This window comes from Paramicrobacterium agarici, assembly GCF_002563955.1.
GTDB classification, from domain to species: Bacteria; Actinomycetota; Actinomycetes; order Actinomycetales; family Microbacteriaceae; genus Paramicrobacterium; species Paramicrobacterium agarici.
The window spans coordinates 2,305,215-2,320,703 of record NZ_PDJE01000001.1 but is presented as its reverse complement, the minus strand read 5'-3'; the positions used below and the strand labels follow the sequence as shown (position 1 = coordinate 2,320,703).

Annotated in this window: 13 protein-coding genes; all 13 read right to left on the bottom strand. The window is 65.1% G+C overall.

Annotation, left to right across the window (positions count from 1 at the left end; all coding sequences use genetic code 11):
- Nucleotides 1-19: 19 nt before the first annotated feature.
- On the bottom strand, nucleotides 20-1,450 hold the full coding sequence (locus ATJ78_RS11345) for an RsmB/NOP family class I SAM-dependent RNA methyltransferase (protein ID WP_098407726.1): 1,431 nt from the start codon (nucleotides 1,448-1,450) through the stop codon (nucleotides 20-22).
- The gene (gene fmt / locus ATJ78_RS11340) at nucleotides 1,447-2,382 is read right to left on the bottom strand and encodes a methionyl-tRNA formyltransferase (protein WP_098407722.1); all 936 of its coding nucleotides are present in this window, start codon (nucleotides 2,380-2,382) and stop codon (nucleotides 1,447-1,449) included. Before fmt ends, ATJ78_RS11345 begins: the two co-directional genes overlap by 4 nt.
- On the bottom strand, nucleotides 2,379-4,319 hold the full coding sequence (locus ATJ78_RS11335) for a primosomal protein N' family DNA-binding protein (protein ID WP_211288524.1): 1,941 nt from the start codon (nucleotides 4,317-4,319) through the stop codon (nucleotides 2,379-2,381). The genes fmt and ATJ78_RS11335 overlap by 4 nt, the downstream gene beginning before the upstream one ends.
- A gap of 2 nt (nucleotides 4,320-4,321) precedes the next feature.
- Nucleotides 4,322-5,515, bottom strand: a complete 1,194-nt coding sequence (gene metK / locus ATJ78_RS11330; RefSeq protein ID WP_098407715.1) for a methionine adenosyltransferase — start codon at nucleotides 5,513-5,515, stop codon at nucleotides 4,322-4,324.
- A gap of 83 nt (nucleotides 5,516-5,598) precedes the next feature.
- On the bottom strand, nucleotides 5,599-5,856 hold the full coding sequence (rpoZ, locus tag ATJ78_RS11325; RefSeq protein ID WP_098407697.1) for a DNA-directed RNA polymerase subunit omega: 258 nt from the start codon (nucleotides 5,854-5,856) through the stop codon (nucleotides 5,599-5,601).
- A gap of 8 nt (nucleotides 5,857-5,864) precedes the next feature.
- The gene (gene gmk, locus ATJ78_RS11320) at nucleotides 5,865-6,836 is read right to left on the bottom strand and encodes a guanylate kinase (RefSeq protein ID WP_098407695.1); all 972 of its coding nucleotides are present in this window, start codon (nucleotides 6,834-6,836) and stop codon (nucleotides 5,865-5,867) included.
- Complete coding sequence (gene pyrF / locus ATJ78_RS11315; protein WP_098407693.1) at nucleotides 6,829-7,677, bottom strand: orotidine-5'-phosphate decarboxylase; 849 nt, start codon at nucleotides 7,675-7,677, stop codon at nucleotides 6,829-6,831. The genes gmk and pyrF overlap by 8 nt, the downstream gene beginning before the upstream one ends.
- Complete coding sequence (gene carB / locus ATJ78_RS11310) at nucleotides 7,677-10,949, bottom strand: carbamoyl-phosphate synthase large subunit (protein ID WP_098407692.1); 3,273 nt, start codon at nucleotides 10,947-10,949, stop codon at nucleotides 7,677-7,679. The genes pyrF and carB overlap by 1 nt, the downstream gene beginning before the upstream one ends.
- On the bottom strand, nucleotides 10,949-12,133 hold the full coding sequence (gene carA / locus ATJ78_RS11305; protein WP_098407690.1) for a glutamine-hydrolyzing carbamoyl-phosphate synthase small subunit: 1,185 nt from the start codon (nucleotides 12,131-12,133) through the stop codon (nucleotides 10,949-10,951). Before carA ends, carB begins: the two co-directional genes overlap by 1 nt.
- Entirely contained in the window at nucleotides 12,130-12,654 is a 525-nt protein-coding gene (locus tag ATJ78_RS11300) for a PH-like domain-containing protein (RefSeq protein WP_098407688.1), read from the bottom strand. The genes carA and ATJ78_RS11300 overlap by 4 nt, the downstream gene beginning before the upstream one ends.
- Entirely contained in the window at nucleotides 12,647-13,978 is a 1,332-nt protein-coding gene (locus ATJ78_RS11295; protein ID WP_098407686.1) for a dihydroorotase, read from the bottom strand. The genes ATJ78_RS11300 and ATJ78_RS11295 overlap by 8 nt, the downstream gene beginning before the upstream one ends.
- Nucleotides 13,975-14,928: an aspartate carbamoyltransferase catalytic subunit gene (locus ATJ78_RS11290; protein WP_098407683.1), complete on the bottom strand. Its 954-nt coding sequence runs from the start codon at nucleotides 14,926-14,928 to the stop codon at nucleotides 13,975-13,977. The genes ATJ78_RS11295 and ATJ78_RS11290 overlap by 4 nt, the downstream gene beginning before the upstream one ends.
- Nucleotides 14,928-15,467: a bifunctional pyr operon transcriptional regulator/uracil phosphoribosyltransferase PyrR gene (gene pyrR, locus ATJ78_RS11285; RefSeq protein ID WP_098407680.1), complete on the bottom strand. Its 540-nt coding sequence runs from the start codon at nucleotides 15,465-15,467 to the stop codon at nucleotides 14,928-14,930. Before pyrR ends, ATJ78_RS11290 begins: the two co-directional genes overlap by 1 nt.
- Nucleotides 15,468-15,489: the final 22 nt, after the last annotated feature.

The following is a 15,489-nucleotide window of genomic DNA, read 5'->3' as shown; positions in this document are numbered from 1 at the left end:
GCTCGATCCTATCGACGGGTCACCGGTCGGCCTTGTGCAGCAGCGCGACGTACATCGCGTCGGTGCCGTGTCTGTGCGGCCACAGTTGAACGTTCGGAATCGCCGGGTTGCGGTCCGGGTCGGGTGCGCCGAGATCGATGTCGCCGACGATGCCGCGCAGAACCTCCGGTGCGTCGATCGCCGTGACGGTATCGCGCATGCGCCGCAGCGTCTCACCAACGATCGCGCGGGTCTCCCCCAAGTGCGGCGAACACGTGACGTACGCGATCGTTCCGCCCGGTGCGGTAGCCGCGATCGCGGAGCGCAGAAGCTCCGCCTGAAGGGCCGAGAGCTCTGCGACATCGTTGGGGCGTTTGCGCCAGCGCGCTTCGGGTCGTCGCCGAAGGGCGCCGAGTCCCGTGCACGGTGCGTCGACGAGCACGCGGTCGAAGGAGTCCGGATGCTGTGCGCCGACGTCGCGCCCGTCGCCTGTGACGACGTCGACGATCTCGGCGAATGGCGCGGTCGCGCGGCGAACGAGCTCAGCGCGCGCCGGCGTCACTTCGTTGGCGACGAGTGTCGCTCCGCCAGAAGCGGCTTCGGCAGCGAGCAGAGCGCTCTTTCCGCCCGGGCCGGCGCAGAGGTCGAGCCAGCGCTCCCCCTCGCGCACGGGGGCAACTCGGGTGAGCATGAGTGCAGCGAGCTGGGACCCTTCGTCTTGCACGCGCAGAGTGCCCTCGGAACGTCCTACGACAGCATCCGGGTCTCCCGTTCCCACCCGGAATCCCACGGGAGAATACCGGTTCGGTTCGGCGTGCTGCGGCAGGTCAGCGCGACCAGGCAACGCCACGAGGTTGACGCGGGGTGCCTCATTGTCCGCCCGCAGCAGGGCACTGAGCTCGTCGCCGCGACCCTCGGCTTCGAGCGCCGTTCGGAATGCCCTCACAATCCACGCGGGATGAGCATGCTCGATCGACAGTGCCTCTGCGGCATCGTCGACGTCGGAAAGAAGGCGCTCGGTCCACGCCGCGTCATCGTCCCTCGAGATGGTGCGAAGCACGCCATTGACGAATCCCGCCGATGAGTGGCTCGCGAAGCGCCGCGCGAGCGCCACCGATTCGTTCACGGCCGCATGCGGAGCGACGCGCGTCGCGAGCAGCTGGTGAGCGCCGAGCCTCAGAGCGTTGCGCACGGGCATGTCGATGTGATCGATGGGGCGATGCGCGGCGTTCTCGATGACGGCGTCATAGTGCCCTCGGCGACGCAGCGTGCCGTAGCAGAGCTCGGTCGCGAGGGCGGCATCGTTCGGCGCGAGCGACGCGCGTGCGATCTCGTGCGGAAGCAGCAGGTTTGCGTATGCTTCGTCGGCATCGACGGCCATGAGCACGTCAAAAGCAACCAAGCGGCTGGCCTGGATGCTGGTGGAGCCGCGGCGCCGTCGCGGCCCAGCCGTGCGATCGCCGGCGCTCATGCGGACTCTCCCACCTGGGCTGCGAGCGGCCTCCCCTGCTGTCCGCGCCACCAGTCAGCGGCATTCATCGCAGGCTTTCCGGAAGGTTGGACCCGGGTGAGCACGAGGGGCGAACTCCCCGTACCCAGCAGAACACGCCCGTCAACCATGTCGAACGAGCCTGGTGGTAGCCGCGGAATGTGATCGTCGCCCTGCTCCGCAGCGTGGATCTTGAAGCGCTCACCGTCGACGAGGACGTGCGCGCCCGGCTCCGGCGTGACGCCTCGGAATCGGTTGTAGACCGCGCTGAGCGGTTCGCTGAGGTCGAGGGCTCCGTCGGCGAGGGCCAGTTTGCTCGCATACGTCGGGGTGCCCGCTTGTGCCCGGGGCGTGAGCGTCCCGTCTTCGATGCCGTCGACAGCGGCGACGAGGTCGTCCGCTCCGCTCCTGGCCAATCGGGTGAGAAGCTCGCCGGCTGTCTCGTCGGGAGCGATGCGCGTTGACGACGAGCGCCAGATGTCACCCTCGTCAAGCCCCTCCGTCAGCTGGAACACCGTGGTGTCTATTGTCGTGTCTCCGTTGATGAGCGCGCGCTGGACAGGGGCCGCGCCGCGCCAGGTCGGCAGCGCTGAGAAGTGCAGGTTGATCCAGCCGTGTGCCGGTGTGGCAAGCAGCGGCGCACGCACGAGCCCGCCGTACGCGACGATGACTCCGAGGTCGGCATCAAGGGCGGCGACACGAGCGGTTACATCGTCATCGAGCCGGTTGGCTTTGATCAGGGGAATTCCCAGCTCGGCGGCGGTCTGCGCGACGGGCGAGGGCGTGAGCACGCGCTTGCGCCCCTGAGGCGCATCATTTCGCGTGACGACGGCGCACACGTCGTGGCGTGAATGGTGCAGCGCCTCGAGCGACGGCGTTGCCGCTGCAGGCGTTCCGGCGAAGACGATTCTCATGTGACGAGCTCCGTTTCATCAAAGCGAATGCGCAGTGTCGGCGGCGGCCGGTATCCGCCTTTCGCCGCAGGGCTTCGTCGGCGTCGTGTCGCGTTGGCGATGATCGCCGCTCGCAGCGCACGCGCGACCTCGGGCCCTGCAGAGTAGTCGAAGCGCACAATCGACCGTACACCCCCGTCGGGCAGCTCACTTGGACCGAGCACATCACGGTAGGAGGTCGTGTCGAGTGATGCGACCGCTGATTCGACGGCCGCAAGATCTCCGCTGACTGAGACAGTCCGCACCGCCGGTGGGAAGCCGAGCTCACGTCGGTCGGCCAATTCCTCGGCAGCGAACGCGTGCGATGTCCAGGTTGCGAACGCCGTCCCCAGCCTGCCGGCGACGCCGACGAGCACGACAGGAGCACCCGTCGCGGCGAGAGCTGCGGCGTTGGACCACCAGCGAAGGCAGTCGCTCGCGATCGTCAGGGCCTCCCGCGCGAGCATCCGATCTCCATCCAGCAGCAGAACGGCTCTGTATCCGCCCTCAGCGATGGGCTCTGCGCCGCGGGTGGCGACAACGAGTGCCGGCTTCGCGGGCACGCGTTCCACGGGGTGGTCGCCGTCGGAGGTGATGACGGATGTGCCGGGAAATGCCCTGCCCAGCTCTTCCGTCGTACGCGCAGAGCCGCGCGAGACAAGGCGAAGGTGAGTGTCACCGCACTCGTCGCACCGCCACTCGGCGGCGATCGCGCCACATAATGTGCACTCGGGCGGGCGGCCCGGCTTTCGTATCCCGAGCGGACCACCGCACGCGGCGCATCGTGCGCCGGTACGGCAGCGCTGACAGGCGACGACGGGAGCATAGCCCGGTCTCGCAACCTGCACGAGCACAGGACCGGCATCGAGCGCAGAGCGTGCGGTCTTCCACGCCGTCGAGGGGATGCGGGCGGCGTCACCATCGACGGCAGGGTTTGTCAGCACAACGCGCGGCTGCACGTGCCTCTCCGGCGACACGGAGCGCAGCCAGCCGATCTCGACAAGACGCTCGCTCTCGACGCTGCGAGCGTGCGACATCAGAATGAGCGCGCATCCAGAGTCTTGCTGCCTGACCAGCGCAGCGTCTCGCGTGTGCACGTAGGGAGCAAGTGGTTCTGCATGCAGGTCGTCACCGTCGTCCCACAGGAGAATCGCGTCAAGGTCGGATGCGGGTGCGTACACCGCGGAGCGATTGCCGACGATCACCCGTGGCCCTGCGTTCAGGCATTCGAGAAACGCCCGATAGCGCTGCGCGGCCGGCTGCTTGGCATCGAGCCGCGATACGAGAGCCGGGGGAACACGGGGCGCGAGCGCCGAGAGCACCTGCCCCAGGTCGCGGTAGTCGGGAACCGCGATGATGATTTTGCGGCCTCGAGCCAGCACCTGAGTGGCGAGTTCGACCGCTGATTGCGCCCAGCGACCGATGGTCGCGCCATCTTCCGTTGTGCTCAGCTGAGGTATCGCCGACATCGCTGTGCGGGTTCCCCCGGAGAGAAGGTCGGCTGATGCGGGATATCCCTCGAGCGGTGCGGGTTCGACAGCTCCCATCGATGGTTCTGCTTCGAGCCACGCTTTCTCGACCCTGACGTGGCGTTTGGGTACGGCGAGGCGAACGATGTCGCTCGCAGAGCCTGCTGCGCGATCGGCGACAGTGCGGGCGACGCGCCACACCTCCGGAGCGAGAATGGGCACGCTCGAGATCAGGTCATCGAGTTCGCTGAGTTCGCCATCGAACGTCGTGGAGTCGGCGAGTTCGACGACGTAGCCGTCAGCAAGACGACCTCCGGAACGCAGCGGAACGCGCACGCGGCATCCCACCCGGATATCGTCTGCGAATACGGGAGGTATCGCGTAGTCGAAAAGGTGGTCGAGAGCCGGAACGGGTGAATCGATCATCACCCGGGCGACACGGGCGGCCATAGTCACAGACCGGATGCTGCCCGGAGCGCGTCAGCGCGGTCGGTGGTCTCCCACGTGAAGTCCGGAAGTTCGCGTCCGAAGTGACCGTACGTCGCCGTCTGAGCGTAAATCGGCCGGAGCAGGTTGAGCTGGTCGATGATCGCTCCAGGGCGCAGATCGAAGACCTCTCTGATGGCGGTGACGATCGCCGCGTCGGACACACGGCCTGTGCCGAAGGTTTCGACGTACAGGCCGACGGGCGCAGCTTTGCCGATCGCGTACGCCACCTGAACCTCGATGCGGTCGGCCAGCCCCGCAGCGACGGCGTTCTTGGCCACCCAGCGCATCGCGTACGTGGCGGAGCGGTCGACCTTTGACGGGTCCTTCCCGCTGAAGGCTCCTCCGCCATGCCGGGCTGCACCGCCGTATGTATCGATGATGACCTTGCGACCTGTGAGCCCTGCGTCGCCTTTCGGCCCGCCGAGCACGAACGTGCCCGTCGGGTTGATAAATCGTTCGTATGACGACGTGTCGAGATCGAGCGGTTCGAGAACAGGTGCGATGACGTGCTCGTGCACGTCTTTTCTGAGCTGCTCGGTTGATACCTCTGGCGCGTGCTGGGTCGACAGAACGATCGTCTTCACCGCTCGAGGAACGTCGCCGTCGTAGCCGACCGTCACCTGAGTCTTGCCGTCTGGGCGCAAATAGTCGATTTCGCCCGACTTGCGCACCGTCGCGAGGCGCTCAGAGAGCCTGTGAGCGATCCAGACGGGCATCGGCATGAGCTCTGGGGTCTCGTTCGTGGCGTATCCGAACATGATTCCCTGATCGCCTGCGCCCTGCTGGTCGTAGGGATCGGACGATGCCTGCTCGCGCGTCTCGAAGGAGCCGTCGACTCCCTGCGCGATGTCATTGGACTGAGAGCCGATCGATACCTCGATCCCGCACGAGTCCGCGTCGAACCCGGCCTCACTTGACGTGTACCCGATGCGGCGGATGACGTCACGGACGATCGCGGGAATCTCAACGTATCCCGATGTCGAAACCTCGCCCGCGACATGCACGAGGCCGGTCGTCACCATCGTCTCGACGGCGACTCGGCTGCGCGCGTCGACGGCGATCAGAGCATCGAGGATGCTGTCGGAAATCTGGTCGCAGATTTTATCGGGATGCCCTTCGGTGACAGATTCAGAGGTGAAAAGTCGCAGTTCGGTCATGAAAGGTCCCTACCGTGTCGTAGCTACGCAAAGAAATGTCGGTGGTTCCAGCATCCGCTGCACCACCGACATTCCGGTGAAAATCACTCAGAGAGCGGGCGAAGAACCAGCTTGTCTTCGTTGATCTCGTGCAGTGCAACCGAGAGCGGCTTGTCATCGACGGTCGAGTCAACGAGAGGGCCGACGTTGTCGAAGAGGCTGCCTTCGTGCAGGTCCGCGTAGTAGTCGTTGATCTGGCGAGCCCGCTTGGAGGCGAAGATCACGAGCTGGTACTTGGAGTCGACCTTCGAAAGCAGGTCGTCGATGGGCGGGTCAATGATTCCCTTGAGCTTGTCAGCCATAAGTCTGGTCACACTCCTCGTGTGGTTTCGGCGGCGGTAAATGCAGCTTCAGGTTGTGCCCGACGGGGGCCCCGGCCGCGAGTCTTTATCAATTCTACGACTTCTTGCGCGGCTTCGCCGACAGTGGTGTTCGTCACGCGGTAATCGAACTCGTCTTGCGCGGCAAGTTCGACCTGCGCCGTGTCAAGGCGACGAGCTCGCTCGACAGCATCCTCTGTGCCTCTGCCGACGAGGCGGCGCACAAGCTCGTCCCAGGTCGGCGGAAGCAGAAACACCAGAGTGGCCTCGGGCATGCGCGCTCGTACTTGCCGCGCTCCCTGCAGATCGATCTCGAGCAAGACGCTGCTGCCTTCGGCAAGGGCCTTCTCGATCGGAGAGCGCGGGGTGCCGTAGCGGTACGAGTTGTGCACCGTCGCGTACTCAAGCAGCTCACCCTCTGCGATCATGCGATCGAACTCGGCGTCGTCGACGAAGAAGTAGTGCACGCCATCGACCTCTCCCTGCCGAGGAGCCCGCGTTGTCGCGGACACGCTGAGGAGCACATCGGGATAGTTGTCGCGAATGTATGAGGCAACGGTTCCCTTGCCGACGGCCGTTGGCCCGGCAAGCACGACGAGACGACTGCGACGGCGAGCCCTGTTCGTCGATTCGCGCTGTGTCAGAAATGCGCTGAGTCGCTCGCGCTGGTGCACGCCGAGACCGCCGATGCGCTTGGCGCGCGAGATGCGCAGGTCAGACAGGATGCGCTCGAGCTTTGTCGCGCCGATGGCGGGAACGCTGATCAGAAGATCCGTGACGCGCATGCGACCCTCGACGCCCTCCGGATCGGCAAACGCCGTCTGCAGCACGTCGAGAGCGGAACGCCGACCGGAGGCGACATCGGACTTGACAGCGGCACGGGCACGGCGTGCGGCGACAGCGGCGCGGGATGCTGCCTGGCGGTCCACCTCAGGTGGCCGACGGTGCGACGGTTCAGACAAAGGACTCCCTCACTTCCGTGGCGCGCTGTGCGGCTGTGCGCGCGATGTCAACAGGCCCGGCTGACAGGATACTTCGGGATTCACTGACGATCACACCCGGCGATAGCCGACCAAAGATGGATGAGGCATCTTCGACACGAGCGCCCTGGAACCCGAAGCCTGGCGCGAGAACGGGAAGAACGGGGTCAGCAGCGGTTGTCGTGTCGATTCCGAAGACGTTCAGATCGAGTGTCGCCCCCGCGACGATCCCGATGCTCGCGCGCCCTCCGACGGCGTTCTGCGCGTTCCACGCACCGACGTCCGCCACGATGCTGCTCGCGACGCTGCGACCGTCGGGTGCCGCTGACTTCTGAAGCACGGTCGCCTCGGGGTTGGAGGTCGCCGCGAGCACGAATGCGCCCTTGTGATTGCGCTGCGCTGTCTCGAACGTCTCGATGAGCGCTCCGACGCCGAGATACGGGTTGAGAGTGACGGCGTCCGCCTCGAGCGGTGAACCCGGCGTCAGCCACGCCGACGCGTAGCCGAGCATGCTCGAGCCGATCTCACCGCGCTTCACATCCGCGATGACCAGCAACGAGGCGGCGCGAGCCGCCGAGAGAACACTCTCGAGCGCCGCGTATCCCGCCGAGCCGAACCGTTCGAAGAACGCGACCTGAGGCTTCACGATTCCGACAGAGGCTGCGGCGGCGTCCACGGCACGTAGACCGAACTCGCGAGCGCCGTCTGCCGTGTCGGGAAGACCCCACGACGCGAGGAGGTGCGCGTGAGGGTCGATACCAAGGCACAGGCGGCCGCTCGCGTCGAACACCGACGCGAGGCGGTCGCCGAAGGCCGTGGGCATCAAACGAGATCCCGCTCGCGCTGATACTCCTGGAGACTCGTCACCTGGAAGCCGTTGCGGACAGCACCGAACGAGGCGACAGCGGCCGAGAGCTCGGCAACGGTGGTGAACAACGGCTTGTCCGCGGCGACCGCTGCCGCGCGGATCTCGTAGCCGTCCGCGCGAGCAGAACTTCCGCTGGGCGTGTTCACGACGATGTCGACGTCGTTTCGCTCGATGAGGTCGACGATATTCTCTCCGCCTTCGCTCACCTTGTTCACGGTCTGCGTCGGCACGCCGTAGCGGGTGAGCACGCGCGATGTTCCCTCGGTCGCGAGAATCGTGAATCCGAGCTCGTGCAGTCGGAGCACCGACTGCACGACCGAGCGCTTATCACTGTCGGAAACCGAGACGAAGACCGTCCCTTCGAGGGGAAGCCCGCCATACGCCGCCTCCTGGCTCTTCGCAAAGGCCGTCGGAAAGTCCTTGTCGATTCCCATGACCTCTCCCGTCGACCGCATCTCCGGTCCGAGGATCGAATCGACGATGCGACCGTCGCGGGTGCGGAACCGCTTGAACGGCAGCACGGCCTCTTTCACAGCGACGGGCGACTCGAGGCCGACCTCCGAACCGTCCTTCGCCGGAATGAGCCCGTCGGCGATCAGCGACTCGATTGTCGAGCCTGTCATCACGAGCGACGCTGCCTTGGCGAGCGGGATGCCCAGGGCTTTCGAGACGAAGGGAACGGTGCGCGACGCCCGGGGATTCGCCTCGAGAACGTAGAGCACGCCCTGCCCGATCGCGAACTGCACGTTCAGCAGTCCGCGCACGCCGATTCCCTCGGCAATCGCCCGGGTGGCGACGCGCACGGCATCGATCTGAGTCGGTCCGAGCGTGACGGGCGGAAGCGTGCAGCTCGAGTCGCCGGAGTGGATGCCGGCCTCTTCGATGTGCTCCATGATGCCGCCGATGTAGAGCGTGTTTCCGTCGTAGAGAGCGTCCACGTCGATCTCGATCGCATCGTCGAGGAACCTGTCGACGAGCAACGGATGCTCGGGGCCGACGATTCCCTGATCGTCGATGCGTGTGAAGTAGTCGCTGAGCGCGTCGCGGTCGTAGACGATCTCCATGCCCCGTCCGCCCAGGACGAAGCTCGGGCGCACGAGGACGGGATACCCGATGTCCTCGGCAACGGCAATGGCTCCGTCTCGGTCAGTGGCCGTCCCGTTACGGGGAGCAAGCAGACCCGCCTGATCGAGGATCGCTGCGAACTGACCCCGCTCTTCAGCCGAGTCGATTGCCTCTGGCGTTGTTCCCAGAATGGGCACGCCATTGGCTTTGAGCCCCTTGGCGAGGCTGAGCGCCGTCTGCCCTCCCAGCTGCACGATGACGCCGACCAGTTCTCCTGACGCAGACTCCGCGTCGATGACCTCGAGCACGTCTTCGAGCGTGAGCGGCTCGAAGTACAGCCGGTCGCTCGTGTCGTAGTCTGTCGAGACCGTCTCGGGGTTGCAGTTGATCATGATCGTCTCGAAGCCGGCATCGTGCAGCGCGAATGACGCGTGAACGCACGAGTAGTCGAACTCGACGCCCTGACCGATGCGGTTGGGCCCCGAGCCGAGAATGACGACCTTGCGCCGATCGCTCGGCTCGACCTCGGTCTCGTGGTCATAACTCGAGTAGTGATATGGCGTGAGGGCCGGGAACTCTCCCGCGCACGTGTCGACGGTCTTGTAGACGGGACGCACACCCAGCAGGTGACGCACCTCGCGAACCTGTTCCTCGGCGAACCCCCGGAGCTGACCGATCTGCGCATCAGAGAAGCCATGGTTCTTGGCCAGCCGCATGACCGCCCCGTCGAGCATCGGTGCCTGCGCGATCGCGTCAGCGATCTCGTTGATCTGCACGATCTGATCGGTGAACCAGGGATCGAACTTGGTCGCCTCGAAGATCTGCTCCGGCGTTGCGCCCTTGCGCAGAGCCTGCTGGATGAGAACGATGCGCCCATCGGTCGGAACCGTGATCTCGGCGAGAAGCTGGTCGACCGTGCGGTCCTCCGCCTCCCAGTGGAACGACGAACCGCGCTTCTCCAGGGAGCGCAGGGCCTTCTGCAGCGCCGTGGTGAAGTTGCGGCCGATCGCCATGGCCTCGCCCACCGACTTCATGGTCGTCGTGAGCGTGGGGTCTGCGGCGGGGAATTTCTCGAAAGCGAAGCGCGGCACCTTCACGACGACGTAGTCGAGCGTCGGCTCAAAGCTTGCCGGTGTCACACGGGTAATGTCGTTCGGGATCTCGTCGAGCCGGTAGCCGATCGCGAGCTTCGCGGCGATCTTCGCGATCGGGAACCCCGTTGCCTTCGACGCAAGCGCACTCGAGCGCGAGACGCGCGGGTTCATCTCGATGACGATGACGCGGCCGTTGCTCGGATCGACGGCGAATTGGATGTTGCAGCCGCCCGTGTCGACGCCAACGGCCCGGATGATGTCGATCGAGATGTCCCGAAGGTTCTGATACTCCCGATCAGTGAGTGTGAGTGCTGGCGCCACTGTGACGGAGTCTCCTGTGTGAACGCCGACCGGGTCGACGTTCTCGATCGAGCAGACGACCACCGAGTTGTCGGACGCATCGCGCATGAGCTCGAGCTCGTACTCCTTCCACCCGAGAATCGACTCTTCGAGAAGAACCTCGTGCGTCGGCGAGTCGTGCAGACCGGCACCCGCGATACGGCGCAGGTCGTCTTCGTCGTAGGCGAATCCGGAGCCGAGGCCGCCCATGGTGAAGCTCGGCCTCACGACGAGCGGATACCCCAGTTCGTCGGCGCCTTCGAGTACTTCGTCCATGGTGTGGCAGATTTTGGATGCTGCAACGTCAGCGCCGCACTCGAGAACGAGATTCTTGAAGGCGAGGCGGTCCTCGCCCTTCTGGATCGCCTCGAAGCTCGCGCCGATGAGCTCGACCCCGTACTTCTCGAGAATGCCATGCTCGTGCAGCTGCACGGCAGCATTGAGCGCAGTCTGTCCGCCGAGCGTCGGCAAAATGGCGTCGGGCTTCTCTTTCGCGATGATCGTCTCGATCACCTGCCATGAGATCGGCTCGACGTATGTTGCGTCGGCGAAGTCCGGATCCGTCATGATCGTTGCGGGGTTCGAGTTGACGAGGATCACGCGAACGCCTTCCTCACGCAACACGCGGCACGCCTGGGTTCCCGAGTAGTCGAACTCGCATGCCTGCCCGATCACGATCGGCCCTGAGCCGATGACCAGAACGCTGTTGATGTCGTCGCGCTTCGGCATTAGTTGTTGTCTCCCGCGTTGTTCGTGTCTGAGTGATCGTTGCGTGCGATGACCATCTCACGGAATCGATCGAAGAGGTACATGGCGTCGTGCGGCCCTGCGGCCGACTCCGGGTGATACTGCACGCTGAATGCCGGGATGTCGAGGCAGTTCAGTCCCTCGACGACGTTGTCATTGAGGTCGTAATGGCTGACCTCCACCCGACCGAATCCCTCGGTGGATTCGCTGATCCCCTCGATGGGGGCGTCAACGGCGAAGCCGTGGTTGTGCGAGGTGATCTCCACGCGTCCGGTGCTCGTGTCGAGAACAGGCTGGTTGATTCCCCTGTGCCCGAACGGAAGTTTGTACGTGCCGAATCCGAGTGCGCGCCCGAGAAGCTGGTTGCCGAAGCAAATGCCGAAGTACGGGATCCCCTCCCTGAGCACGGTGCGGAGCATGTCGACATGCCGGTCTGATGCCCCTGGATCGCCCGGTCCGTTCGAGTAGAACAGTGCATCGGGCGCCAGATCAAGCAGCTGCTGCGTCGAGATGTCCTGCGGCATCACGTGCACGTCGAACCCGCGCTCCGCAAGATAATTCACCGTCGACGTCTTGACGCCGAGGTCGAGAACGGCGACGGAGCCGATGCGATCGCTCGTGGCAGGCACCGTGTACGTCTCACGCGTCGAGACGTCAGCAGACAGGTTGAGGCCCGTCATCTGGGCACCGCTGCGCACCTTGTCGAGCTGTTCGGATGCTGTCAGGTCGAACGCGTCTCCCGAGAAGATCCCGGCGCGCATGGCACCGCCCGATCGGATGCGGCGGGTTACGGCACGGGTGTCAATGCCCGAGATGCCGATTACTCTGTCAGTAGTCAGCTCGCTGTCTAGGCTCCGCTCGGCCCGGAAGTTCGAGACGACGCGGGAAGGATCGCGGACGACGAAGCCGGCGACCCAGATCTTCGTCGATTCCTTGTCGATGTCGTTGACGCCGGTGTTGCCGATGTGCGGCGCCGTCATGAGAACGATCTGACCGGCGTACGAGGGATCGGTGAGTGTCTCCTGGTATCCGGTCATGCCGGTGGCGAAGACGACCTCGCCCAGGGTGATGCCCGTGGCACCGTAGGCGTCACCTTCGTATCGGGTTCCGTCCTCGAGAACGAGGACGGCTGGAGGTTGCGGGCTGAACGGTGTCGTAGTGGTCATGCGTTGCTTTCGCTTTCACGATCCGAGCGGTCTCGGACGTTCTGGATGAGGTTTGAGATAGCCGCGCACATCGTCGGCTGATTCGACGGTTCGCGGAGACGCACGTAGCTGTCGCAGGGTGTTCCGTCGGCAAGAGTCCACGAGATGCGGACTATCCCGCCTGGCTCGACAACCCGGTCGATGACAACATTGGTGGTATCGACGGTGCGCAGGGCCGACGCGGGAACGAACACGGGCTGTTCCCCGTCGACGCCAAGCGCGATTCCTGACGGAGCCGTTCGCAGCTGGCCTGCGCCGCGGAAGGCGAGTCCGGGGAGCGCGAGGCGTTCCAACGGCTCGCCACCGCGGGTGGTCGCGACGTAGTGCACGTCGAACTCTGCGGTCGGAGCGAATGACGACGGAACCGCTGTGACACCGTGCTCGGCGTCTGCCGAGGAGCGTCGTCGCCACGATCGCCACATGACGGTGAAGATCAGCAGCACGAGCGCTGCGAGAATGAGCCCTGGAACGACCTTATCCATTGACGATCGCCTCCTGCCCGATCTCTTCTGGATCTGCGAGCGTGCCATCGGCGACCGTAATCGCGCCGTTATGGATGGTCGTCACGACGCGGCCTGGCAACTCCCAATCGAGGTACGGTGAGTTCGCGCTGCGACCGTGAAGGGCGTCGCGCGTGAATGCCCCGCGCACGCTCGAGTCGTACAGCAGGATATTGGCGCTGCTGCCCTGAGCAAGCGGTTCACCCTGTCCCCGGAGCCGCCCGATGCGGGCGGGAGAGCTGCTCAGCACACGCTCGACGTCGGTCCAGCCCAGCTGGTCCGAGGTGACGACGGACTCATGAACGACCCTGAGCGCGGACTCGAGTCCCACCATGCCATTTGCCGCAGCATCCCATTCGCACTGCTTGCTCTCGGCCGGGTGCGGTGCATGGTCTGTCGCGACGATGTCGATCGTTCCGTCAGCGAGGGCCTCCCGCAGCGCTGTCACGTCTTCACGTGTTCGCAAGGGCGGGTTCACCTTGAAGCGAGCGTCGAACCCGGCGACGAGATCATCGGTGAGAAGCAGATGATGCGGCGTGACCTCAGCAGTCACATCGATGCCTCGAGCCTTAGCCCAGCGGATCACCTCGACGCTGCCCGCCGTCGAGACGTGGCAGACGTGCAGGCGCGACCCGACGTGCTCGGCCAGGAGCACATCGCGGGCGATGATCGACTCTTCAGCGACCGCGGGCCAGCCCGTGAGGCCGAGCTCCGCCGAACGTGCTCCCTCGTTCATCTGCGCGCCTTCTGTCAGGCGCGGCTCTTGCGCATGCTGTGCGATGACGCCGTCGAACGCCTTGACGTACTCGAGTGCGCGACGCATCAGCAGCGGATCGGAAACGCAGAAACCATCGTCGGAGAAGACGCGCACACGAGCTCGCGATGAAGCCATAGCGCCAAGCTCTGCAAGACGTTCGCCCTTGAGCCCCGTGGTCACCGCGCCGATCGGCTGCACGGTCGCGTACCCCGCGCGGTGCCCGAGCTCGAGCTCCTGCTCGACGACCCCAGCGGTATCTGCGACCGGTGACGTGTTCGCCATGGCGAAGACCGCTGTGAACCCTCCGGCTGCCGCAGCCCGGGTTCCGGTGAGTACGGTCTCACTCTGTTCAAAGCCAGGCTCGCGCAGGTGGGTGTGCAGGTCGACGAGCCCGGGCAGCGCGAGCAGGCCGTCGGCATCGATGCGCGTCGCGCCTGCGGGAGCACCCACGCTGCCGACCTCGGTGATGATGCCGCCCTCGACGAGGATGTCCGCTGCCTGCCCACTCGACAGCCGAGCGCCCGAGATATGCAGGGTCTGGGTCGTCACTGGATTTCCTCTCGTTCGCCGGACAGCAGCAGGTAGAGCGCGGCCATTCGCACCGACACTCCGTTGGTGACCTGTTCGCGCACCGTCGACTGTGCAGAGTCAGCGGCCGACGACGAGATCTCAAGGCCGCGATTCATCGGCCCAGGGTGCATGACAATCGTACTCTTCGGAAGCATCGCGAAGCGCTCGTCGTCGAGTCCCCACCTGCGCGTGTACTCGCGGGAGTTGGGGAAGAACGCGTCATGCATCCGCTCGGCCTGGATTCTCAGCAGCATGACGGCATCCGGACGGGTCTTGAGTACCTCGTCGAGGTCGTAGGAGACCCTGACGGGCCATGCCGAGACGTCGACGGGAACGAGCGTCGGCGGCGCGACGATGGTGACGGTGGCCCCGAGCGTCGTGAGCAGCCACACATTCGAGCGCACCACACGGGAGTGCAGAATGTCGCCGACGATGGCGATGTGCAGACCGTCAAGGCCTCTTCCCCTCGTCGCTGCTCCGTGTGTGCGTGCGCGCAGGGTGAAGGCGTCGAGGAGCGCCTGGGTCGGATGCTCGTGCATGCCGTCGCCCGCGTTCATGACGCCAGCTGAGATCCATCCGCTGGAGGCGAGGGTTCGAGGAGCGCCGGATGAGCTGTGCCGGATGACGACAGCATCCGCGCCCATGGCCTCGAGGGTCTGCGCTGTGTCTTTGAGGCTTTCGCCCTTGGACACGCTCGATCCCTTCGCGCTGAAGTTGATGACGTCAGCCGAGAGTCGCTTCGCCGCTGCTTCGAACGAGATGCGCGTGCGTGTGGAGTCCTCGAAGAACAGATTGACGACTGTCTTTCCGCGCAGCGTCGGCAGCTTCTTGACTTCTCTGCGCTGCGTCGCGGCCATATCCTCTGCGACATCCAGCAGTCCGATGGCGGCGTCGCGAGAGACGTCTTTCGTTGTGAGCAGGTGGCGCATCAGCGGCCGACCTCCTCGATCGTCACCGCGTCTTCGCCGTCATATTCGACGACGCGCACGTTGATGCGCTCGTGCGACGCCGAGGGGAGGTTCTTCCCGACGAAATCTGGCCGAATGGGCAGTTCACGGTGCCCACGATCAACGAGCGTCGCAAGTCTCACGGCCCGAGGTCGCCCGATGTCTCCCAGAGCATCGAGTGCAGCGCGAATGGTCCGGCCCGAGAACAGAACATCGTCGACGAGCACCACAGTCACGCCGTCGATTCCGCCTTCCGGAATGCTGGTCGGCGCGGGCGTGCGGGTGGGATGACGAGCCAGGTCGTCGCGGTACATCGTCACGTCGAGCGCGCCGGAGGGGACGCGAGTGCCCGAGATCGAGCTGATGAGCTCTGCCACTCGGTCTGCGAGCGCAACCCCGCGGGTCGGAATGCCGAGAACGACGAGGCGATCTGCGCCCTTGTTCGACTCGAGAACCTCGTGTGCGATGCGGGTGAGCGCTCGAGAGATGTCTGCAGCGTGCAGCACAGTGCGCATGCTCAATGCGCCACTCCCTTCTCCGCCT